The sequence below is a fragment of the Roseovarius sp. EL26 genome (genome assembly GCF_900327775.1).
Taxonomy (GTDB): domain Bacteria; phylum Pseudomonadota; class Alphaproteobacteria; order Rhodobacterales; family Rhodobacteraceae; genus Roseovarius.
In genome coordinates this window covers 38412-57691 of the sequence record NZ_OUMZ01000001.1, presented here as the reverse complement: position 1 = coordinate 57691, position 19280 = coordinate 38412, and the positions used below count along the sequence as shown (strand labels likewise).

Sequence of the window (19280 nt, the reverse complement as noted above, 5' to 3'; positions counted from 1 at the left end):
CCTGTCACAGATCAGTCAGTCACAGTCACTTTGGTCATCACATCCGGCTTGCCACTGACAGAGCCAGACTGGCCTGAGCCGCGTTTAATCTTGTCAACGACCTCCATGCCTTCGGTGACTTGTCCGACCACAGTATATTGGCCGTCCAGATGTGGGGCTGACTGGAACATGATGAAAAACTGACTGTTGGCGCTGTGTGGGCTGGATGAACGTGCCATGCCAAGTGTGCCACGCACAAACGGTTGATCTGAGAATTCGGATTTTAGATCCGGGCGATCACTGCCACCAGTCCCTGCATAGCCCAAATTCCCACTACCGACGCGGCCAAATTCAACATCGCCAGTTTGCGCCATAAAGCCGCTGATCACACGATGGAACGCGACGCCATCATAAGCACCTTCACGGGCCAAAGCGGTGATCCGCTCAACATGCTTGGGCGCAACATCCTCCAACAGATCAATCTTGATCGTACCGTTGGCTTTGCCAGACACATCAATCTGAAGCCCAGTGGCCAGCGCAGGGCTGGCCATAAGGGCAAACAAAACTGCCAGCTTACGCATCTGCGGCAACCTTGACGCTGATCATGCGGTCCGGGTTTGCGGGTGGCTCACCTTTGGTGATCGCATCAACATGCTCCATGCCTTCAATCACGCGGCCGTAAACTGTGTACTGACGGTTCAGGAAGTGATTGTCTTTGAAGTTGACGAAAAACTGGCTGTTGGCGCTGTCAGGGTTTTGGCTGCGCGCGGCACCCAGAGTTCCACGATCATGTGGCACGCCGCTGAATTCGGCTTTCAGGTTTGGCAGGTCGCTACCACCAGTGCCCGCTGAGCGTAGGTTGAAATTATTTTCCATGTTGCCATTGGCCACGTCGCCAGTTTGCGCCATGAAGCCATCGATCACCCGGTGGAAGGCCACATTGTCATACGCACCCGATCGCGCCAGCTCTTTCATCCGCTCACAGTGGCCGGGGGCCACATCAGGCAGCAATTCGATAGCGACGGTGCCGTCTTTGAGTTCCATCAGGATGGTGTTTTCGGGGTCTTTGATTTCGGCCATCGGGCGCTCCTTAGGTAAAGATTTGACAGATACCTAGGCGCTTCGTTCGCGATTGCCAAGTATCAGTAGTTGACGCCCCGACTGCTTCGGGCCATGAGAGGCGCGAAATTGCGTAACGGAGGGTAGTGGCATGGGCTGGAAAACACTGGATGACATGGATCTGAGCGGTAAGACCGTGCTGACACGTGTGGACATCAACGTGCCGGTCAAAGACGGCATTGTCACTGACGCCACCCGGATCGAACGCATCGTACCCACGATCAACGACATTCTGGCACGTGGCGGCAAGCCATTGCTGATTGCGCACTTTGGTCGCCCAAAGGGCAAAGTGGTACTGGATATGTCCCTGCGTGTTGCGGTTCCCGCACTGGAAGCGGCGCTTGGTCGCTCCGTGACATTATTGGAAACACTGGAAGGCGCCGAGGCCCTAACAGATGAAGCCCGCGCTGCTGACGTATTGTTGTTGGAAAACATCCGGTTCCATCCGGGGGAAGAAGCCAATGACGCAGAGTTTGCCAAACGTCTGGCTGGTCTGGGTGATATTTATTGCAATGATGCCTTCTCGGCTGCGCACCGTGCGCATGCGTCGACCACCAGTATCGCTGCACATATGCCATCTTGCGCCGGTCGCCTGATGCAGGCGGAACTGGAAGCGCTTGAGGCCGCACTTGGTGCGCCGCAGCGCCCTGTTGTCGCCGTCGTTGGTGGCGCGAAAGTGTCCACCAAGCTCGATCTTCTGGGCAATCTGGTGGAGAAAGTCGATCAACTGGTCATCGGTGGTGGCATGGCCAACACCTTCCTTGCCGCGCAAGGACTGAACGTTGGCAAATCGCTGTGCGAACACGACATGGCCCCCACCGCGCGCGCGATCATGACCAAGGCCGGTGCTGCTGGCTGTGAAATCCTGCTGCCTGCCGATGTGGTTGTGGCGCGGGAGTTTGCCGCCAACGCGGCAAATGAAACCGTCCCGGCCCATGCCTGTCCCGAGGATGCGATGATCTTGGACGCCGGTCCGCAAAGCGTGGCGCGCGTTGGTGCGGCGCTGGAAAGCGCCAAAACCCTGATCTGGAACGGCCCGCTGGGGGCGTTTGAGATCGAGCCCTTTGATACTGCCACCAATGCCGCCGCGAAACACGCCGCCGCGCTGAGCAAGGCAGGCAATCTAACCTCGGTCGCAGGCGGTGGGGACACAGTTGCCGCCCTTAACAAGGCCGGCGCGGCAGAGGATTTCACCTATATCTCCACTGCAGGCGGGGCCTTTCTTGAATGGATGGAAGGCAAGGAATTGCCTGGTGTGGCCGCGTTAACCGCCTAAATTAAGGTGCCACAGCGGCAAGCTCTTTACACTAGTGTTGCAGGTCATGAAAATTTGGCCAGCAAGATAGCAGCGGAATAAAGCGCCCTTCGTGCAGCTCGCAGCACGGATCAGGCGTAGAATCTACGGGTGGCTGACAAAGGTACCGTTCGGGAGCGTATGCGGTATTCTACTACGCTAATATCAAGTCAATCCATTTGCTTTGCCAGTGACCCTCGCTTGGTAATTCTGGTCTCAAGAATAACGGATTTTCCAGTGTTTCTCAGTTCCACCATATCCACTAGTTCGCTTGCGGCTTTGCGACCCATTTCTCGATGAGGGACATGTACGGTGGTCAATGGAGGACTGACAATTTGCGCCAACTCGATATCATCGAAACCAGTGATAGAAACATCTTGGGGGACCTTCAGGCCAAGCTCACCCGCTCGTTGTAGTGCGCCGACTGCGAGAACATCGTTGCCGCACAAAACTGCGGTCGGTTTGATATTTTGTGCCATCAAGGATTCAAATGCTTCCGCGCCGCGATCTATCTCGTACGAAGTTTCGATAATTTGGCCCGCGTCTATGCCCAACCCATGTAATGCAAGTGCATCTATTAACCCCTGCACCCGCATCCGTGCGCGATCATTCCCCTCGCATATCCCTGAAATCATTGCGACTTTGGTATGACCTAGGCGGATGACTTCTTCAGCCAATTCCTGCATAGCAATGCGGTTGCTAAAGCCAATCGAAGGCACACGAGTATCATTTTGATATGACCAAGCAACCAATGCAGGAACGTTTTGCTGTTCAAGGTAGTTATAAATTGACGCCGAACGATCATGCCCAATCAACAGCAACCCGTCTGCCCCACGAGATACCAAGGCGCGAATTTGCTCTTCTTCGATCTCGGGCCTATAGGCGGAACTGGCCACGAGCAATGTATACCCCCTTGCATGAAGTTCTTCTTGAAAGGCTTGCAGGCCACGGGCAAAGATGGCGTTTTCCATCGTCGGGATGATCGCCCCTATCGTATAGGTGCGTTTGGCGGCCATGACCCGCGCCCCAAAGTTGGGGGTGTACCCTAGGTCCGAAACGGCACGCATGACCCGGTCACGTGTTTTCTCGACCACCCGACCTGAGCCATTCAAGCAACGCGACACAGTCGCCGTCGAGACGCCTGCTGCCTTCGCCACATCATCAAGTGTTGGCGCACCTTTGATTGCTGTCATGAACTGTCTTTCGCTAAATAACTCTATAATTCTATCATAATTATATGGGTTTGAAACCAAATGCATGTAAGGGCTTGCATTTTAGCAATGTAAGCGCTTACATTACGAGCAACCGATTCAATACGGAGCCTCACCCATGTTTCTTGCCGCCTCACTTGCAGTGTTCATCGTGTATTTCACAAACGTTGCGCTAGGGGCCTTTGCCGGAAGCGCTTTCTTGGGTGACGTCGGTGAAATGCTGGTTCTGTTCGCTGCGTCGATCCTGTTTGTCGTCGCAATTTTGAAAAAAGAAGCTGACCGCAAAAACAAGAACGGCGGCTAAGGGTCCATCGGGAGGACGTTAAATGGATAAAGATCAAAAGGAACTCGCATCGGCGACGCGCCGTAATTTCCTAAAGTTGACATCAAGCGGGGCATTCACTGCCGCGATGGTGGCCGGGGCGGGCGGTGTGCTCTGGTCGTCCGAGGCTACGGCGCAAACCGCGAATGAAGAACGCGACCGCGAAAAGGCGGCCGCACATATCATGACGCTGGCCACAGCCTATGTGCTGGGAGCCTCGCGCAGCTATCCGATTATGCAATTGGACCTGAAAGAAAATATTCAAAACGCCACCAACGGCAAAGTCTACGTCAAGCTGGCACCGGGCGGACAACTTGGGGCGGGTGGCTCTTTGGTACAAAAGGTTCAGGGTGGAACCATCCAGGCAGCACAGCATTCTCTATCAAACTTTGCACCGTTTGCCTCGACCGTTGATCTTATCAACATGCCATATCTTTGTGGTTCTAACCAACGCTTCACCAATCTGGTAAACTCGGACCATTGGAACGCCGAAGTGCACCCCAAAATCGAAGCGGCGGGTTTCAAGGCTCTGTTCTACGTCAACATTGACCCGCGCGTCGTCGCGGTGCGCAAAGGCGGTGCCGGAGCAGTCCTTAGCCCTGGCGATCTTGATGGCATAAAGTTCCGGGTTCCCGGCTCGAAAATGCTGCAACAATACTACCGAATGGTTGGTGCTAATCCGACACCGGTTGCTTGGGGCGAAACGCCATCAGCGATCAAACAGGGTGTTGCTGATGCTCTCGATCCATCCGTCGGAGCGCTTTACGTCTTTGGCTTCAAAGATATCCTCAGCCACGTGACCTTCACACAGGCCGTGCCTGACAGCCAAGTTTATTCGTGTAACCTCGAATGGTTCAACTCCTTGCCAGCCGATGTGCAAGAAGGGGTCATGTGGGGATCCGAAATGACCGCGCACCAGAACCTATCCAAAGTACCATCAGCGCGCGCATATGCGATGGCAGAACTGAACAAGGCGGGCGTCGAATTCCACTCGCTATCGGAAGATCAACTTGCTGAATGGCAAGAGGCCGGTGGGTATCAACGATCCGAATGGGACGAGTTCAAGGTCGACCTGGCCGGTTCGATGGAGGCCTTTGCCAAGCTGGAAGAAGCTGCAGGTACCCAAGGCAAATACTACGTTCACGACGCCTAAAATTTTATCGGGCACTCAAACCATGAGTGCCCGATAAAATCGCCGATCTGACCATATCCCAACGAATGGAAAAGACATGAATTTACTTCGCCGAATAGACCGCGATGCAGAACGTTGGTTGCTTCTCATCTTTTACGTGATGCTTGTGATCACTATGGCCATCGAAGTTTTAAGGCGAGAAATCTTCTCGTATTCTTCGATCTGGGGCGAAGAGGTTGTACGGTATTCATTCATTTACCTAGCTTGGATCGGGGCTGCCGCCGCGGTCAAAGAACGCGCTCACATCCGCATTGATGTGATCATGCACTACATCCCACCCCGTGCCAAAGCGTTACTCTATATCTTCGGCGACCTGGTGATGTTCGTTGTCGCGGTTATTGCGCTCTATTGGTCCTATGAGGCCGTGCATGTCTCGGCCAAGTTTGGCTCTGTGACCGATGGTCTGCGGATCTCCAAGGTTTGGTTCCTGATGGCTGTCCCTACAGGCTTTGGCCTGATGATCTGGCGTCTGCTCCAATCATTCGCTCGTGACTTCAAATCCCTCCGGGACGGCACCCCCGTCTTCGAAGGCGACAAATTGTTTGATTGAGGAATAAATCATGCTTTGGAATACACTCAATCAAACCGTTGAATTGGGCTGGGATTTTTATCTGCCAGTCATCATGTTTGTGGCGCTAATAGCGCTAGCTGTGCCGGTCTGGGCTGCCATTGGCACTGCAGCTATCACCATGCTGGTCATGTCCGGCGATCTGCCTCTCAGCCTTGTCGGCGAAAGCCTTTTTTCTGGCATCGACGCCTTTGCCCTGACTGCGGTTCCCTTGTTTATCTTGACCGGTGATGTTCTCGTTCGAACGGGGTTATCGCGCAAGTTTCTTGACGTGGCCGAGGCGCTAACCTGCTTTGCCAAGGGGGGATTTGGTTCTGCGACTGTTTTGGTCTGCGGCATGTTCGCGGCGATCTCGGGCTCTGACGCGGCGGGGGCCGCTGCTGTGGGACGGATGACTATCGACCGCCTTGTTGAGAGCGGTTATCCACGTCCCTATGCTTGCGCGTTGGTGGCGGCGGGCGCCTGTACGGGCATCCTTATTCCACCTTCGATTGCCTACATCATTATTGGTCTTGTGTTGGGGATATCGGCGTCTACGCTTTTCTTGGCGGCCCTAATCCCCGGCCTTGCCATTTTGCTCGCGATCCTGATCACAAACCTGATCGTCAATCGCATCTACCTGTACGAGGGTGGTGGCATGCTCACTGCCAGCGAATGGTTCTCCAATCTGGGCCGCGCACTGAAATCTGGTTGGTATGCCTTCATCGTGCCAGGCATCATCTTCTACGGTATCTTCTCGGGGCGTCTGACCCCCACCGAAGCCGGTGCAACAGCCGTTGTGGTTACTATCATCATGGGGTTTGTTCTCGGCACGCTCAAACTGGCTGATTTCCCGGCGATGCTGGTCAGCTCGGCCAAAGTCAACGGTGTGATCCTTCCCATTATTGCCTTCTCGGCCCCCTTGGCGGAAGCGCTGGCCATCATGGGAGTGCCTCAGGGTTTTGTCACCTCGGTCACGTCTCTGACCAACGAGCCTTGGCTGCTCATCTTGCTGATGATCGGTATTCTGATCGCCGCGGGCTGTGTGATGGAAACAACGCCGAACATCGTTATCTTGGCGCCCATCCTCAAACCGCTGGCAGACAACATTGGCATGAACGAAATTCAGTTCTGCATCATGATGATCACTGCCCTGGGTGTCGGGTTCATCACGCCACCCCTTGGGCTGAATTTGTTCGTGGTGTCGGGGATAACGGGTGAATCTATCCTCAAGATCGCCGCACGCGCTGTTCCATTCGTCTTGTGTATGTTCGTTGTGGTCCTAATGATCGCCTACGTGCCCGCACTGTCGACAACCTTCCTTCCTGATATCTATAAATAATAGGATCTCAACCGAATGACCCGTGAATACCTGAAAAAGGCCAGCCTGACCTCTGCTTCTGACGCCTCAGAAGTGCACGCCACCGTAAAGACGATCCTTACTGATATCGAAGCGGGTGGCGATGCCAAGGCATTGGAGTATGCCAAGAAGTTTGACCAGTACGAAGGTGCTATTCTTCTCTCACCCGAAGAGATCGAGGCCGCCAGCGCTTTGGTGCCGGACAAGCTTAAGCGTGACATTCAGTTTGCCCATGACAACGTCAAACGTTTTGCCCAGACGCAAAAGGCAACCGTCTCAGACGTGGAGCTGGAGATCGTGCCGGGGATGATCGCAGGGCAAAAGGCAATCCCAGTGGATGCCGCAGGTTGCTATGTGCCGGGCGGGCGATACAGCCACATCGCCAGCGCGATCATGACGGTTACGACTGCCAAGGTTGCGGGTTGTCGCCATATCACGGCCTGTTCGCCGCCACGCCCCGATGTCGGTGTTGCGCCAGCGATCGTCTACGCCGCGCATATCTGTGGCGCGGACAAGATTTTAGCTATGGGCGGTGTTCAGGGTGTCGCGGCGATGACCTTCGGTCTGTTTGGCCTGCCCAAGGCCAACATCCTTGTTGGCCCCGGTAATCAGTTTGTGGCTGAGGCGAAACGGATTCTATTTGGCCGTGTCGGGATTGATATGATTGCGGGGCCAACCGACAGCCTGATCCTTGCTGATAAGGCTGCCGATGCGCATATTGTAGCTACCGATCTGGTGAGCCAGGCCGAGCATGGGTACAATTCACCTGTCTGGCTTGTCACCGACAACCGGGAGCTTGCGGAAAAAGTGATGGAACTTGTCCCGGAACTGATTAACGATCTTCCTGATGTAAACCGCGAAAACGCAGGTGCCGCTTGGCGTGACTATGCCGAAGTGATCTTATGTGCTGACCGCGAGGAGATGGCCGCCACCTCGGACGACTATGCCCCAGAGCACCTGACGGTGCAGGCCGATGACTTGGAATGGTGGTTGGACCGATTGACCTGCTATGGTTCGTTGTTTTTGGGGGAAGAAACAACCGTCTCCTTTGGCGACAAGGCAACCGGAACCAATCACGTTTTGCCAACCTCGGGCGCTGCGAGCTACACCGGAGGCCTGAGCGTGCATAAATACATGAAAATCGTAACCTGGCAGCGTGCTACGCGCGAAGGAGCCAAGCCTGTTGCCGAAGCTACAGCTCGTATTGCGCGCCTTGAAGGTATGGAGGGGCATGCGCGTGCAGCGGATGTTCGGCTGGCTAAGTATTTCCCTGATGAAACCTTCGATTTGACTGCAGATGGATGACCCTCGCGCACTCTTTGATCTGACCGGACGGGTGGCCTGTGTGACCGGTGCCAGCTCTGGGTTGGGGCGGCGGGCTGTTTTGGCCCTTGCTGCCAGCGGTGCAAAGGTTGTTGGCATCGCCCGCCGGGACGAGGAATTAAAAAAACTGCACGATGAGGTCGGCGTGGATGCCATGGCTTATACCGTCGCAGATCTGTCGGATCGCTCCAAAGTCGCGGCTCTTGCTGATGCCGTGTCAAAACCCTTCGGTGCCCCAGATATCATCATCCATGCGGCGGGCGTGAACACGCGCGAGGCAGCAGACGACGTGACGGCTGAGGGCTGGGACAAGACCCTCGCCCTGAACTTGACGATACCGTTTTTCCTTACGCAAGCGCTTGTGCCTGCGATGCAGGCAAAGGGCTGGGGTAGGGTCGTAAACTTCGCCTCGCTCCAGACCACACGCGCCTTTCCTGGTGGCATCGCCTATGGGGCGTCAAAGGCCGGGATCGGACAACTCACGCGCGCCATGGCCGAGGCTTGGTCATCACAAGGTATCACCGCAAATGCCATCGGCCCGGGCTTTTTCCCAACCGAACTGACCGAGGCGGTATTTGCCGATCCTGACAGGGCAGAACGAAACGCAGCACAAACCTGCATTGGCCGCAATGGCCGGATGGAAGACATCGACGGGCCTTTGCTGTTTCTATGCTCGGATGCATCCGCCTATGTCACAGGGCAGGTCTTGATGGTCGATGGGGGTTTCACAGCGAAATGAAGGCCCTGATCTATGACGGTGAACAACAGCTCGGCTATCGCGAAGTTGCCAAGGCGGAGCCACATGATGACGAGGTTCTGATCCGGGTCGAGGCGGTCGGCATCTGCGGCTCGGACATGCATGCCTACCTTGGGCACGACAATCGCCGCCCAGCCCCGCTCATTCTGGGACATGAGGCTGCTGGCACCATTGAGGGTGGTGCACAGGATGGTCGTCGTGTGACCGTCAATCCGCTGGTGACATGCCAGACGTGTCCAGCCTGCAAAAACGGGCGGCAAAATCTGTGCAAAACCCGCCAGATCATCTCGATGCCCCCGCGCGAGGGGGCATTTGCGCAATACCTCGCCATGCCGGATCGCAATCTGGTCACCGTGCCAGAAGATGTACCACTTTCAAAAGCGGCTTTGGCTGAACCATTGGCGGTAAGCTGGCATGCCGCTCGCTTGGTGTTGGACACCCTGCATCCCCAATCAGAGCGTCGCGCCTTGGTGATCGGTGGAGGTGCTATCGGACTGGCCGCCGCGCTGGCGCTCAAGGCCATGGAGATTGAAGACGTCACCATCATCGAACCCAATTCAGCACGCCGGGCCTTCTTGACCGACACCTGTCAGCAGGTAGCGGTTGCTGACACTACAGAGACGTTCAATATCGTGATTGATGCTGTTGGTTTTGCGGCGACTCGCGCCAAGGCCTCAGAACTGGCGGAACCCGGTGGGGCCATTGCCCATGTCGGGTTGGGCGAAGATGCGGGCGGGATCGACGTGCGCCGCCTGACCCTGCAAGAGATCACCTTCATCGGCACCTACACCTACACTGATCAGGATTTTCGCGACACGGCGCAGGCGATTTTTGATGGCCGCCTTGGAGCGCTTGATTGGTTTGAAACACGTTCTTTAGCAGATGGCGCTATGGCCTTTCAGAATTTGAAATCTGGCCTCGTATCTGCCCCCAAAATCATACTGGACCCATGGGCGTAAACCGCTAACGCCCCGCAGGAGAAGCAAAATGTACAACAAGATACTTGTCGCCATGGCACTGGACCATGATCTTTCCCCAAAAACACTGCAGATTGCAGAAGCGTTGCGCAACGACGGGGGCGAGATCATCGCATTTCACGTTCACGAAGCGCCTCAGGGAACCGCAAGCGTTTATATGGATGAGGACGTGATCAAGGCGGCCTATGCAAAATCCGAAGCGTTGCTGAAAGAGAAACTCAAGGGCATCGACAATATCACGCCCAAGATCACCAAGGGACATGCCGCACGCACGATCATTGATTATGCCACGGCAAACGGCGTTGATTGCATCGTCATTGGCTCTCATAAACCGGGGCTGAGCGATTACTTTCTCGGCTCCTCTGCCAGCCGGGTTGTACGCCACGCGCCCTGCGCCGTACATGTTCAACGTGACGACTCTTAATTGCTGCGTATTCTGCGCCAAACAACTAAAGGAAATCCGAAATGAATATCGACAAGAAGATCACTGATGATCTTGTCGCCAACGATGTTTCGTTCATCACCACTGTGCCGTGTAAACAATTGGCAGGAGTGATTGATGAAATCGATGCGCGCCCTGAGATCCACCACGTGCCATCCAATAAAGAAGACGAAGGCATGGGGCTCTGCGCTGGAGCGTTCATGGGTGGCAAACGCCCGGCCATCATCATGCAAAACACGGCCATTGGCGTGACAATCAACACTTTGGCAACCCTGATTCAATATTACCGCATGCCACTGCCAATGCTGATCTCGTACCGTGGTGAGCTGCGCGAGCCGGTCGCCTGTCAGGTGGAAATGGCTGTGCACACCAAGGCGCTATTGGCCCAGATGAACATCCCGACATATCATTTCCATAACGAATCCGATGTGAAAGAACTCGATGCGATCCTCAAATACACCTTCATGTGCAACAAACCCGTCGCAATCCTGACCGACGCCAACTTCTGGGGAGGCTACGGAGACCAATGATCCGTTCAGAAATTCTCAAAGACATCGCTCCGATCCTGCGTGACCAGCTGGTAATCTGCAACATCGGCATCCCATCGCAGGAACTGCACGCCATCGATGACCAGCCAACCAATTTCTACATGCTCGGCACCATGGGCCTTTCGTCCTCCATCGGGCTGGGGCTGGCACTGGCACAACCCAAACCCGTGATCGCGATTGACGGCGACGGCTCGGTCCTGACCAACCTCGGCACCTTGCCAACCATCGCTAATAACGTCGCTGATAACTTCATCCTGTTGCTGATCGACAATGGCTCATATGGGTCTACCGGCGATCAACCAACTTACGCGGGCAAGAAAACCCGGCTTGAAGAGGTCGCCAAAGCCTGCGGATGCGAACACGTTATCACCTGCGAAGGCAAAGATACGGGTGCCACCCTGCAAGCCGCGCTCGACAGCAAACAGATGACCATCATCGTGGTGAAATGTGACAGCGGCAATGCCAAACACCCCGTCATCACGATGGATCCGGTGATCATCCGCGACCGCTTTATGAAAGCCGTCAGCGCCTGATGGCCGCAGCAGCCATCCATAGCGTCGCCGACGCCCGAAGACTGGCGCGGCGGCGGCTGCCATGGATGGTGTTCGACTATATCGACGGTGCGGCGGGCGCTGAAACCGGGGCCAACCGCAACCGCGCAGCACTCGATGCGATGACACTGCGCCCACGCATCCTCAAGGATGTCAGTGATCGATCACTTGCCACATCGGTTTTCGGTGTACCCACGCAACGTCCTTTTGGGATCGCGCCAATGGGGATGTGCAACCTATCCGCGCCCGGCGCTGATCTGATGCTGGCCCGCCTAGCTGCGCGCTATTCGGTGCCGTTGGGTGTTTCAACCGTGGCTTCAACACCGATGGAAACCCTCATCGATGCAGCGGAGGGAAACGCTTGGTTTCAGCTGTATTTTAGTGGGGATGGCACCGGCACTTTCAAGTTGGTCGAGCGCGCCAAGGCCGCCGGTTATCAAACCCTCGTGCTCACCGTTGACGTGCCCGAGGTCGGCCGCCGCCCCCGCGAATTGCGCCATGGCTTCAAAATGCCCTTCCGCATCGGTCCGCGACAATTCATCGACTTCGCCCTTCACCCAAGATGGTCTCTAGAAACGCTTTTCAAAGGCAAACCTCAAATGGCCAACTTCTTGATGGATGGCTATACGTTTGACCGTTCTGAAAGTCGCGCCAAAGCGGACTGGCAAACATTGGCGCGCCTGCGCGACGCTTGGCCCGGCAATCTGGTGGTCAAAGGGGTTCTAGATGTCGAAGACGCCGTGACTCTCAAGGAACATGGCGTTGATGCCATTCAGGTCTCAAGCCACGGTGCACGCCAATTGGAAAGTGCTCCGGCGCCCTTTACTCTTTTGCCACAAATCCGCGCCGCTGTCGGCGAGGGCTTTCCTATCTTCTACGATAGTGGGTTACACTCTGGCGAAGATGTATTGAAATGCCTTTTGTCTGGGGCCGATTTTACCTTTTTCGGCCGCACCTTGCAGTTCGCAATTGGGGCTGGTGGAGCCGCTGGATTGGATCAGCTCTGGCATGTCCTTAGCAAAGAGTTGAGTATAGCAATGGCGCAAACCGGTATGTCCGATTTCTAGCCCGTCAGTGCGGGCGAACATATAAAAAGGGCTCTCTCAGTGTTAGAGTATCCACAGAGAATGTGGTTTCTACAATCAAGCGCTTCCGTCCATTCGATTTGAAACGATAACCGTAACGATCCAATAGCTGCCGTTTGGCTCCAAATGCTATTGGTCTGTTTTGTCCGCGATGTGTGAATTAGCTTAGCATCAAAATTCGCACTTGCAGCGAATGGCAACTATGACGGGCTGCACTGCAGCATCTTGAGGTCTGGTCGAAGGTCCGGTTTGGGCCGTTCTCGACAATCTTTCAGTTAAGAATTATGCAGTTTCTGCGCCGCATCTAATGTCAGCCAAGAGCCCATTCTACCGAATGCCGCATGGGTAACAAACGTCCACTTGTGGGTTAGCGATGCTATAACTTGAGGTCTCGAAGGCCGTGAGATTTGCCTGTATTTGTCTGGTTACCGATAAATATCAAAACGTGGCCTTAATTGGTATTCGCAATCGCGTATGCTCTCAGCTGTTTGAGTTCCTCAAGTTAATGCTGAACGTATTAGCAGTGCGACTAGCCCCAACACCGTCACCCCGACACACCACAGGACGAGAAACCAGGTCAACTGTCGGACGCGGTGGCTCAATGGTAGCCCTCATCAGGGTCAATTTTCCCGCGGAATACCCAATAGGCGTAGGCGGTATAGCCTAGGATGACCGGCACTAGTATCACCGTTCCAACCAATGCGAAGGCAAGACTTTCATCTGGTGCGGCGGCTTCGGCGATGGTCAGGCTGGGTGGTATGATGTGAGGATAAAAGCTGATACCCAGGCCGATAAAGCTAAGGACGAATAGGCTAAGTGCGGCAATAAATGGACCAAGTTCGTGGCCCTTGCGTAGCCCGGAAAACAGTTTCCAGACGCAAATCAGAACCAACAGAGGCACAATCAACGTGTAAAGATTGCCTGGAAAACTGAACCAGCGTTCAAAGTAGGCCGGATCGAGAAAAGGAGTCCAAAGGCTGACTCCGCCGATTGCCGCCAGTGTGACTGTTGCCAGCTTTGGTGTGTAGTTCCGCATTTTTAATTGCATGGCGCCGCTGGTCTTGAGATTAAGCCAGGTTGCACCGAGAAGTGCATAGCCGACGACAACAGAAACACCTGTCAGTACCGAAAAAGGCGTCAACCAGTCCCACCAGCCACCAGCATAGGCGCGGTCGGCGATTTCAACACCTTGAACAAGCGCGCCAAGGGCGATCCCCTGCATAAGCGCCGCCAGGGTCGATCCAACGAAGAAACCAACATCCCATACGGGCTTCCAGCGCTCTGTTCGCCAGCGATATTCGAACGCCACACCGCGAAAGACCAGTGCCAGAAGCATAATCATGATCGGCATGTACAGCGCTGGCATCACTATGGCGTAAGCCAATGGAAAAACAGCAAAGAGCCCGCCGCCACCCATGACCAGCCAAGTTTCGTTCCCATCCCAAACAGGTGCAATGGAGTTCATCGCTGCGGCTTTGTCCCTTTCGGATCTCAGCGTCGGAAAGAGAATTCCTATGCCAAGATCAAAGCCGTCAAGGATCACATAGGTCAACACAGAGAAGGCGATAATTCCTGCCCAGATGAAGGAAAGCTCGACCCCCATCATGCTTCTCCCTCCGCTGATTGCGGTCGTGCTGTGCGCAAAGGACCTTCGGACAGAGGTGCGGGGGCATCCACAGTGCGATTCATAATCATCAGGATGTAGACTATTCCCGCTCCGAAAACGAAGAAGTAGACAATTATGAACGCTAGCAACGAGGTTGCGACAGCTGGCGCAGCGACCGGCGCCAGGCTGTCAGAGGTGCGCAACAAGCCGTAGACCGTGAAAGGTTGCCGTCCGACCTCGGTCGTGACCCAACCTGCCAGTACCGCGACAAATCCCATCGGACCCATCGCAATAGCTGCATAATAAAGCCAGCGCCCTTCATAAAGTCGTCCGCGTATTCGTCGCCATAGCGCCCAGGCACCAAGCCCCAGCATGGCAAAGCCCAGGCTGACCATGATGCGAAAGGACCAGAACACGATGGCGACGGGCGGTTCATCCTCGTCCGGGATGGTATCAAGCCCGTCAAGCGGCGCATCCCAGTGGTGCTTGAGGATCAGGCTCGACAGTTTTGGAATTTCAATCGCATAATCGATACGCTTCTCAGCCGGGTTGGGAATGCCAAACAGGATCAGTGGTGCACCGTGTGGGTGGCTGTCGTAATGCCCCTCCATCGCCATGATTTTTACGGGCTGATGCTCCAACGTGTTCAGACCATGCAGGTCGCCCGCATAAATCTGGATCGGCGCGACGACAGCCAACATCCACATTGCCATAGAAAACATGCGCCGGGCGGGTCCATTCTGCGCGTCACGCAAAAGCTGCCAGGCGCCGGTTGCGCCTACCACGAGTGCTGTCGAAAGGTAGGCTGCAAGAACCATATGGACCAGCCTGTAAGGGAAGGACGGATTGAAGACGATGGCCCACCAATCCTCGGGTATGAACTGCCCGACATCGTTTATTCCATAGCCAACGGGTGTTTGCATCCAGCTGTTCACTGACAGAATCCAGGTGGCCGACATAAGAGTTCCTAAGGCAACCATCGCCGTCGCAACCATGTGAAGCCCGTCTCCGACACGTTCCCGGCCAAAAAGCATGATCCCGAGAAACCCGGCCTCAAGGAAGAAGGCTGACAGCACCTCGTAAGCCATCAGTGGTCCCAAAACCGGGCCGGTCTTATCACTGAACACCGACCAATTGGTGCCGAACTGATAAGACATCACGATTCCCGACACTACGCCCATGCCGAAGCCAATCGCAAAGATCTTTTTCCAGTAATTGAAAAGCGCTAAATAAGTCACGTCCTGGCTTCGCAACCACAGGGCGTTCAGCACCGCAAGATAGCTTGCAAGCCCGATTGAGAAGGCCGGAAATATAATGTGGAACGAAACAGTGAAAGCAAACTGCATTCGTGCCAAGATTTCTGCTGTCAAGTGGTCAAACATAATTTGCTAAGCTCGGTTCTGGAATTTGAACTAAAGATAGCATTTCTGGTGAACGGGCGCACCGTGTCAAAAGGGCCTGCGTCAGAATATCTCTTTGGATTGCATGACCGGCTTTGACTTATCGACGCCGCACCGCTGTCGTTTATGCTCACTAAAGTGGTTACCATGGATCGCCACCCATTGGTTGTGGGCAGCGTCAATAGTGGTTCGAGGTCCCGTTTGAGCCGTTTCCGCATGGGGTGAGATATCATCTGATTAGGCCCTCAGATCCTTATAAAGCGCGACATCGAGTAAAGCGCATCGATAAACGGCCCAGAAACATAGAAAATCTTAGCTTTTCGCCTGCCCTTCTCAATTTCACGATCACACCAATAGATTTTTGAATGTAGGTTTGCGCCCGATCAATACGCATTTGTAGCAATGTGAAGCGAAGTTCCAGAAAGCGGCCATCGGTGCAAACGCAGCGAATTCACATTTTGTCCGCAAAGCGGAAGTGTACCAATTAGTGCCCTATGGAAGTTCTCGAAGCCAAAGAAGGTTTAGGCCAAGAACTGCGGTTATGCAGGATGGGAAACCGCATAACGCGCAATATTTACCGCCAGAGGCTATCCATAGCGGCCCCTCTCTCATTTCTTCAAATTAATTCCGCCCTTGCTGTTGACTCCGTGCTTTTCGGTTCTTAGCTATGCGTCGTTATCACTCGCCGACAGGGAGTGCTAACGACTCCGCTCGGAGTTAGGGAGAAACTTAATAGGGAAACCTACACAATGGCATTTAAACCGCTACATGACCGTGTTCTTGTACGTCGCGTTGAAAGCGAAGAGAAAACATCCGGTGGTCTGATCATTCCAGACAGCGCCAAAGAAAAGCCTAGCGAAGGCGAAGTTGTTTCCTGCGGCGAAGGCGCCCGCAAAGACAACGGCGATCTGATCGGCATGGCCGTCAGCGCGGGCGACCGCATCCTGTTCGGCAAATGGTCCGGCACAGAAATCACGATCGACGGCGAAGAGCTGCTGATCATGAAAGAAAACGACATTCTGGGCGTAATGGCCTGATCTTCGTGCGATGCGCCAAATCGTGCGCATCATTTACAACAACTTTAGACATTCAGGAGCAAGCACATGGCTGCTAAGGACGTCAAATTCGATACCGATGCCCGTAACAAGATGCTTAACGGCGTCAACATTCTGGCAAACGCGGTAAAAGTAACACTGGGCCCAAAAGGCCGTAACGTCGTTCTCGACAAATCCTTCGGCGCACCACGCATCACCAAAGACGGTGTTTCGGTTGCCAAGGAAATCGAACTGGAAGACAAGTTCGAGAACATGGGCGCGCAAATGGTGAAAGAAGTCGCCAGCCGCACCAACGACGAAGCCGGCGACGGCACGACAACTGCAACTGTTCTGGCACAAGCGATCGTTCGCGAAGGTCTGAAGCAGGTTGCAGCGGGCCTGAACCCAATGGATCTGAAGCGCGGCATCGATCTGGCCACAACCAAAGTGGTTGAGTCGATCAAATCTGCGGCACGCGAAGTTAAAGACAGCGACGAAGTTGCGCAGGTTGGTACAATCTCAGCCAACGGCGAAGCCGAAATCGGTCAGCAAATCGCAGGCGCGATGCAAAAAGTTGGCAACGAGGGCGTGATCACTGTTGAAGAGAACAAAGGTCTGGAAACAGAAACCGATGTTGTTGAAGGCATGCAGTTCGACCGCGGCTACCTGTCACCTTACTTTGTCACCAATGCTGACAAAATGACAGCTGAGCTGGAAGATTGCATGATCTTGCTGCACGAGAAGAAACTCTCAAGCCTGCAGCCAATGGTTCCACTGCTGGAGCAAGTTATCCAGTCGCAAAAACCACTGCTGATCATCGCAGAAGATGTTGAAGGCGAAGCGCTGGCAACTTTGGTTGTTAACAAACTGCGCGGCGGCCTGAAAATTGCTGCTGTCAAAGCACCTGGTTTCGGCGATCGCCGCAAAGCCATGCTGCAGGACATCGCAATTCTGACCGGTGGTCAGGTCATCAGCGAAGATCTGGGCATGAAGCTCGAAGGCGTTACAATGGACATGCTTGGCACTGCCAAGAAAGTTCAGATCACCAAAGACGAAACCACTGTTGTGGACGGCGCTGGTGAGAAAGCTGAGATCGAAGCACGTGTTGCTCAGATCCGTAACCAAATCGAAGAAACCACTTCCGATTACGATCGTGAAAAACTGCAAGAGCGCGTTGCCAAACTGGCTGGCGGTGTTGCTGTTATCCGAGTTGGCGGCATGACCGAAGTTGAAGTGAAAGAGCGTAAAGACCGTGTTGATGACGCGCTGAACGCAACCCGCGCTGCCGTACAAGAAGGCGTTGTTGTGGGTGGTGGTGTTGCTCTGGTTCAGGGTGCAAAAGCTCTGGACGGTCTGACAGGTGCAAACCCTGATCAGGACGCAGGCATTGCCATCGTTCGTCGCGCAATCGAGGCACCTCTGCGTCAGATCGCAGAAAACGCTGGTGTTGACGGTGCGGTTGTTGCGGGCAAAGTTCGCGAATCTTCCGACACATCGTTCGGCTTCAACGCGCAAACCGAAGAATATGGCGACATGTTCTCCTTCGGCGTGATCGACCCTGCCAAAGTTGTTCGTACAGCTCTGGAAGACGCGGCATCGATTGCTGGCCTGCTGGTCACAACCGAAGCCATGGTTGCCGACAAGCCTGCCAAAGACGGCGCAGCCGGTGGCGGCATGCCTGACATGGGCGGCATGGGCGGCATGGGCGGCATGATGTAAATCATCCACGTTCTTGCGTGAAAGATTTGGAGGGCGTCCCCATGGGGCGCCCTTTTCTAATGTTTGTTCTATGTTGTCGTTCAGCTCGTAGATAGTCACAAGATAGACACAATCATAAGATGCAATTCATCAACACATTTGCTTGCGTAACAAAAAGCTAAATTCACATCTTCGAGCAGGACATTTTTCACACATGAGCAATGTTGCAGAAACAAGAGAAATTCCAAAATACGCAGTGCGGAATAGAAATATCTGCAAGATCATCCTGATGATTGCCTTTGGTAACTTTCTATTTCACGCTTTTGGTTTTGCGGTATTCGATGTCACGTCATGGCCGTTTTATCAAAAGTTACCCGTTTACGCTTTCGCAGAGGCATTGAATTTAAATCCCAAATATACTGACAAAAACGCAGCATTTGTCGAGTTTGTGCTGGTGATATATGCCTTCATGATTGTTGCAACTTTATTGTTTATGTTCTTACTTCTGCGGCGCGTCGCAAGTTGGCTTGGACTTGTCGATTCAGAACGTATTGAAAACATCAAATACACTCTTGGCGTGGCATTTTTCTACTTTTGCTGCTTATCTCCATATTTTCCACTTTGGTTCACCGACACTCACAGCGACAAAGTTCTAAATTTTCCATTGAGCGTACAAATGTTCTGGCAGGCCATGGTTTGGACAATCGTGGTATTGGCTTTGATGCTTTGGGTATTGTCTCCATGGGCCACCCATAGGAACCGACGATAATCTCAGAAACTCCAGTCAACCCGCCTTCTGAGAAGAAATAATCCCTCACCACATTGTATGCTTGCT

The 19280-nt window shown here is 54.1% G+C and carries 20 protein-coding genes; 15 read left to right on the top strand and 5 right to left on the bottom strand.

The window, feature by feature from the left end; all coding sequences use genetic code 11:
- Nucleotides 1–11 precede the first annotated feature (11 nt).
- Complete coding sequence (locus tag D9A02_RS00320) at nucleotides 12–560, bottom strand: peptidylprolyl isomerase (RefSeq protein WP_120498999.1); 549 nt, start codon at nucleotides 558–560, stop codon at nucleotides 12–14.
- Nucleotides 553–1059 carry a peptidylprolyl isomerase gene (locus tag D9A02_RS00315; RefSeq protein ID WP_120498998.1) on the bottom strand — a complete coding sequence of 169 codons (507 nt, stop codon included), beginning with the start codon at nucleotides 1057–1059 and terminating at the stop codon, nucleotides 553–555. The genes D9A02_RS00320 and D9A02_RS00315 overlap by 8 nt, the downstream gene beginning before the upstream one ends.
- Nucleotides 1060–1189: 130 nt before the next feature.
- Between D9A02_RS00315 and pgk the strand changes: the two genes are divergently transcribed.
- Complete coding sequence (gene pgk, locus D9A02_RS00310; RefSeq protein WP_120498997.1) at nucleotides 1190–2374, top strand: phosphoglycerate kinase; 1185 nt, start codon at nucleotides 1190–1192, stop codon at nucleotides 2372–2374.
- 188 nt (nucleotides 2375–2562) lie between these two features.
- Here pgk and D9A02_RS00305 read toward each other — a convergent pair whose 3' ends face one another.
- The gene (locus D9A02_RS00305; protein ID WP_120498996.1) at nucleotides 2563–3585 is read right to left on the bottom strand and encodes a LacI family DNA-binding transcriptional regulator; all 1023 of its coding nucleotides are present in this window, start codon (nucleotides 3583–3585) and stop codon (nucleotides 2563–2565) included.
- Between the two features lie 136 nt (nucleotides 3586–3721).
- Here D9A02_RS00305 and D9A02_RS00300 point away from each other — a divergent pair, with 136 nt between their 5' ends.
- From D9A02_RS00300 to D9A02_RS00250, 11 genes are all read left to right on the top strand, one after another.
- Nucleotides 3722–3907 carry a hypothetical protein gene (locus tag D9A02_RS00300; protein WP_120498995.1) on the top strand — a complete coding sequence of 62 codons (186 nt, stop codon included), beginning with the start codon at nucleotides 3722–3724 and terminating at the stop codon, nucleotides 3905–3907.
- Nucleotides 3908–3929: 22 nt separating this feature from the next.
- Complete coding sequence (locus D9A02_RS00295) at nucleotides 3930–5078, top strand: TRAP transporter substrate-binding protein (protein WP_120498994.1); 1149 nt, start codon at nucleotides 3930–3932, stop codon at nucleotides 5076–5078.
- A gap of 76 nt (nucleotides 5079–5154) precedes the next feature.
- Nucleotides 5155–5667: a TRAP transporter small permease gene (locus tag D9A02_RS00290; RefSeq protein ID WP_120498993.1), complete on the top strand. Its 513-nt coding sequence runs from the start codon at nucleotides 5155–5157 to the stop codon at nucleotides 5665–5667.
- A gap of 10 nt (nucleotides 5668–5677) precedes the next feature.
- Nucleotides 5678–7006 carry a TRAP transporter large permease gene (locus D9A02_RS00285; RefSeq protein ID WP_120498992.1) on the top strand — a complete coding sequence of 443 codons (1329 nt, stop codon included), beginning with the start codon at nucleotides 5678–5680 and terminating at the stop codon, nucleotides 7004–7006.
- Between the two features lie 15 nt (nucleotides 7007–7021).
- Nucleotides 7022–8329 (top strand): histidinol dehydrogenase, encoded by a 1308-nt coding sequence (gene hisD / locus D9A02_RS00280; RefSeq protein ID WP_120498991.1) that lies wholly within the window; start codon nucleotides 7022–7024, stop codon nucleotides 8327–8329.
- Complete coding sequence (locus D9A02_RS00275; RefSeq protein WP_120498990.1) at nucleotides 8322–9086, top strand: SDR family NAD(P)-dependent oxidoreductase; 765 nt, start codon at nucleotides 8322–8324, stop codon at nucleotides 9084–9086. The genes hisD and D9A02_RS00275 overlap by 8 nt, the downstream gene beginning before the upstream one ends.
- Nucleotides 9083–10063: an alcohol dehydrogenase catalytic domain-containing protein gene (locus tag D9A02_RS00270; protein WP_120498989.1), complete on the top strand. Its 981-nt coding sequence runs from the start codon at nucleotides 9083–9085 to the stop codon at nucleotides 10061–10063. The genes D9A02_RS00275 and D9A02_RS00270 overlap by 4 nt, the downstream gene beginning before the upstream one ends.
- 28 nt (nucleotides 10064–10091) lie before the next feature.
- Nucleotides 10092–10505 (top strand): universal stress protein, encoded by a 414-nt coding sequence (locus D9A02_RS00265; protein ID WP_120498988.1) that lies wholly within the window; start codon nucleotides 10092–10094, stop codon nucleotides 10503–10505.
- A gap of 41 nt (nucleotides 10506–10546) precedes the next feature.
- On the top strand, nucleotides 10547–11053 hold the full coding sequence (gene comD / locus D9A02_RS00260; RefSeq protein WP_120498987.1) for a sulfopyruvate decarboxylase subunit alpha: 507 nt from the start codon (nucleotides 10547–10549) through the stop codon (nucleotides 11051–11053).
- Entirely contained in the window at nucleotides 11050–11604 is a 555-nt protein-coding gene (gene comE / locus D9A02_RS00255) for a sulfopyruvate decarboxylase subunit beta (RefSeq protein WP_120498986.1), read from the top strand. Before comD ends, comE begins: the two co-directional genes overlap by 4 nt.
- Nucleotides 11604–12689 carry an alpha-hydroxy acid oxidase gene (locus D9A02_RS00250; RefSeq protein WP_120498985.1) on the top strand — a complete coding sequence of 362 codons (1086 nt, stop codon included), beginning with the start codon at nucleotides 11604–11606 and terminating at the stop codon, nucleotides 12687–12689. Before comE ends, D9A02_RS00250 begins: the two co-directional genes overlap by 1 nt.
- A 616-nt stretch (nucleotides 12690–13305) precedes the next feature.
- Here the strand turns inward: D9A02_RS00250 and cydB are convergent.
- Together cydB and D9A02_RS00235 are read right to left on the bottom strand one after the other, a co-directional pair.
- Nucleotides 13306–14313 carry a cytochrome d ubiquinol oxidase subunit II gene (gene cydB / locus D9A02_RS00240; RefSeq protein ID WP_216824923.1) on the bottom strand — a complete coding sequence of 336 codons (1008 nt, stop codon included), beginning with the start codon at nucleotides 14311–14313 and terminating at the stop codon, nucleotides 13306–13308.
- Nucleotides 14310–15695, bottom strand: coding sequence for a cytochrome ubiquinol oxidase subunit I (locus D9A02_RS00235; RefSeq protein WP_120498982.1), 1386 nt, complete (start codon nucleotides 15693–15695; stop codon nucleotides 14310–14312). The genes cydB and D9A02_RS00235 overlap by 4 nt, the downstream gene beginning before the upstream one ends.
- A 767-nt stretch (nucleotides 15696–16462) precedes the next feature.
- Here D9A02_RS00235 and D9A02_RS00230 point away from each other — a divergent pair.
- From D9A02_RS00230 to D9A02_RS00220, 3 genes are all read left to right on the top strand, one after another.
- A complete protein-coding gene (locus tag D9A02_RS00230) occupies nucleotides 16463–16750 on the top strand; it encodes a co-chaperone GroES (RefSeq protein ID WP_120498981.1) in 288 nt (95 codons plus the stop codon).
- 66 nt (nucleotides 16751–16816) lie between these two features.
- On the top strand, nucleotides 16817–18466 hold the full coding sequence (gene groL / locus D9A02_RS00225; RefSeq protein WP_120498980.1) for a chaperonin GroEL: 1650 nt from the start codon (nucleotides 16817–16819) through the stop codon (nucleotides 18464–18466).
- A 193-nt stretch (nucleotides 18467–18659) separates the two neighbouring features.
- Entirely contained in the window at nucleotides 18660–19214 is a 555-nt protein-coding gene (locus tag D9A02_RS00220; protein ID WP_120498979.1) for a hypothetical protein, read from the top strand.
- Nucleotides 19215–19280: the final 66 nt, after the last annotated feature.

What these genes read in the sequence shown, in the direction of transcription:
- D9A02_RS00235 (WP_120498982.1), bottom strand. Translation starts at nt 15,695, where the DNA reads ATGTTTGACCACTTGACAGCAGAAATCTTGGCACGAATGCAGTTTGCT.
- cydB (WP_216824923.1), bottom strand. Translation starts at nt 14,313, where the DNA reads ATGATGGGGGTCGAGCTTTCCTTCATCTGGGCAGGAATTATCGCCTTC.
- comD (WP_120498987.1), top strand. Translation starts at nt 10,547, where the DNA reads ATGAATATCGACAAGAAGATCACTGATGATCTTGTCGCCAACGATGTT.
- D9A02_RS00315 (WP_120498998.1), bottom strand. Translation starts at nt 1,059, where the DNA reads ATGGCCGAAATCAAAGACCCCGAAAACACCATCCTGATGGAACTCAAA.
- D9A02_RS00275 (WP_120498990.1), top strand. Translation starts at nt 8,322, where the DNA reads ATGGATGACCCTCGCGCACTCTTTGATCTGACCGGACGGGTGGCCTGT.
- D9A02_RS00285 (WP_120498992.1), top strand. Translation starts at nt 5,678, where the DNA reads ATGCTTTGGAATACACTCAATCAAACCGTTGAATTGGGCTGGGATTTT.
- D9A02_RS00230 (WP_120498981.1), top strand. Translation starts at nt 16,463, where the DNA reads ATGGCATTTAAACCGCTACATGACCGTGTTCTTGTACGTCGCGTTGAA.
- D9A02_RS00300 (WP_120498995.1), top strand. Translation starts at nt 3,722, where the DNA reads ATGTTTCTTGCCGCCTCACTTGCAGTGTTCATCGTGTATTTCACAAAC.
- groL (WP_120498980.1), top strand. Translation starts at nt 16,817, where the DNA reads ATGGCTGCTAAGGACGTCAAATTCGATACCGATGCCCGTAACAAGATG.
- D9A02_RS00270 (WP_120498989.1), top strand. Translation starts at nt 9,083, where the DNA reads ATGAAGGCCCTGATCTATGACGGTGAACAACAGCTCGGCTATCGCGAA.
- comE (WP_120498986.1), top strand. Translation starts at nt 11,050, where the DNA reads ATGATCCGTTCAGAAATTCTCAAAGACATCGCTCCGATCCTGCGTGAC.
- D9A02_RS00305 (WP_120498996.1), bottom strand. Translation starts at nt 3,585, where the DNA reads ATGACAGCAATCAAAGGTGCGCCAACACTTGATGATGTGGCGAAGGCA.
- D9A02_RS00265 (WP_120498988.1), top strand. Translation starts at nt 10,092, where the DNA reads ATGTACAACAAGATACTTGTCGCCATGGCACTGGACCATGATCTTTCC.
- D9A02_RS00295 (WP_120498994.1), top strand. Translation starts at nt 3,930, where the DNA reads ATGGATAAAGATCAAAAGGAACTCGCATCGGCGACGCGCCGTAATTTC.
- D9A02_RS00250 (WP_120498985.1), top strand. Translation starts at nt 11,604, where the DNA reads ATGGCCGCAGCAGCCATCCATAGCGTCGCCGACGCCCGAAGACTGGCG.
- pgk (WP_120498997.1), top strand. Translation starts at nt 1,190, where the DNA reads ATGGGCTGGAAAACACTGGATGACATGGATCTGAGCGGTAAGACCGTG.
- D9A02_RS00290 (WP_120498993.1), top strand. Translation starts at nt 5,155, where the DNA reads ATGAATTTACTTCGCCGAATAGACCGCGATGCAGAACGTTGGTTGCTT.
- D9A02_RS00220 (WP_120498979.1), top strand. Translation starts at nt 18,660, where the DNA reads ATGAGCAATGTTGCAGAAACAAGAGAAATTCCAAAATACGCAGTGCGG.
- hisD (WP_120498991.1), top strand. Translation starts at nt 7,022, where the DNA reads ATGACCCGTGAATACCTGAAAAAGGCCAGCCTGACCTCTGCTTCTGAC.
- D9A02_RS00320 (WP_120498999.1), bottom strand. Translation starts at nt 560, where the DNA reads ATGCGTAAGCTGGCAGTTTTGTTTGCCCTTATGGCCAGCCCTGCGCTG.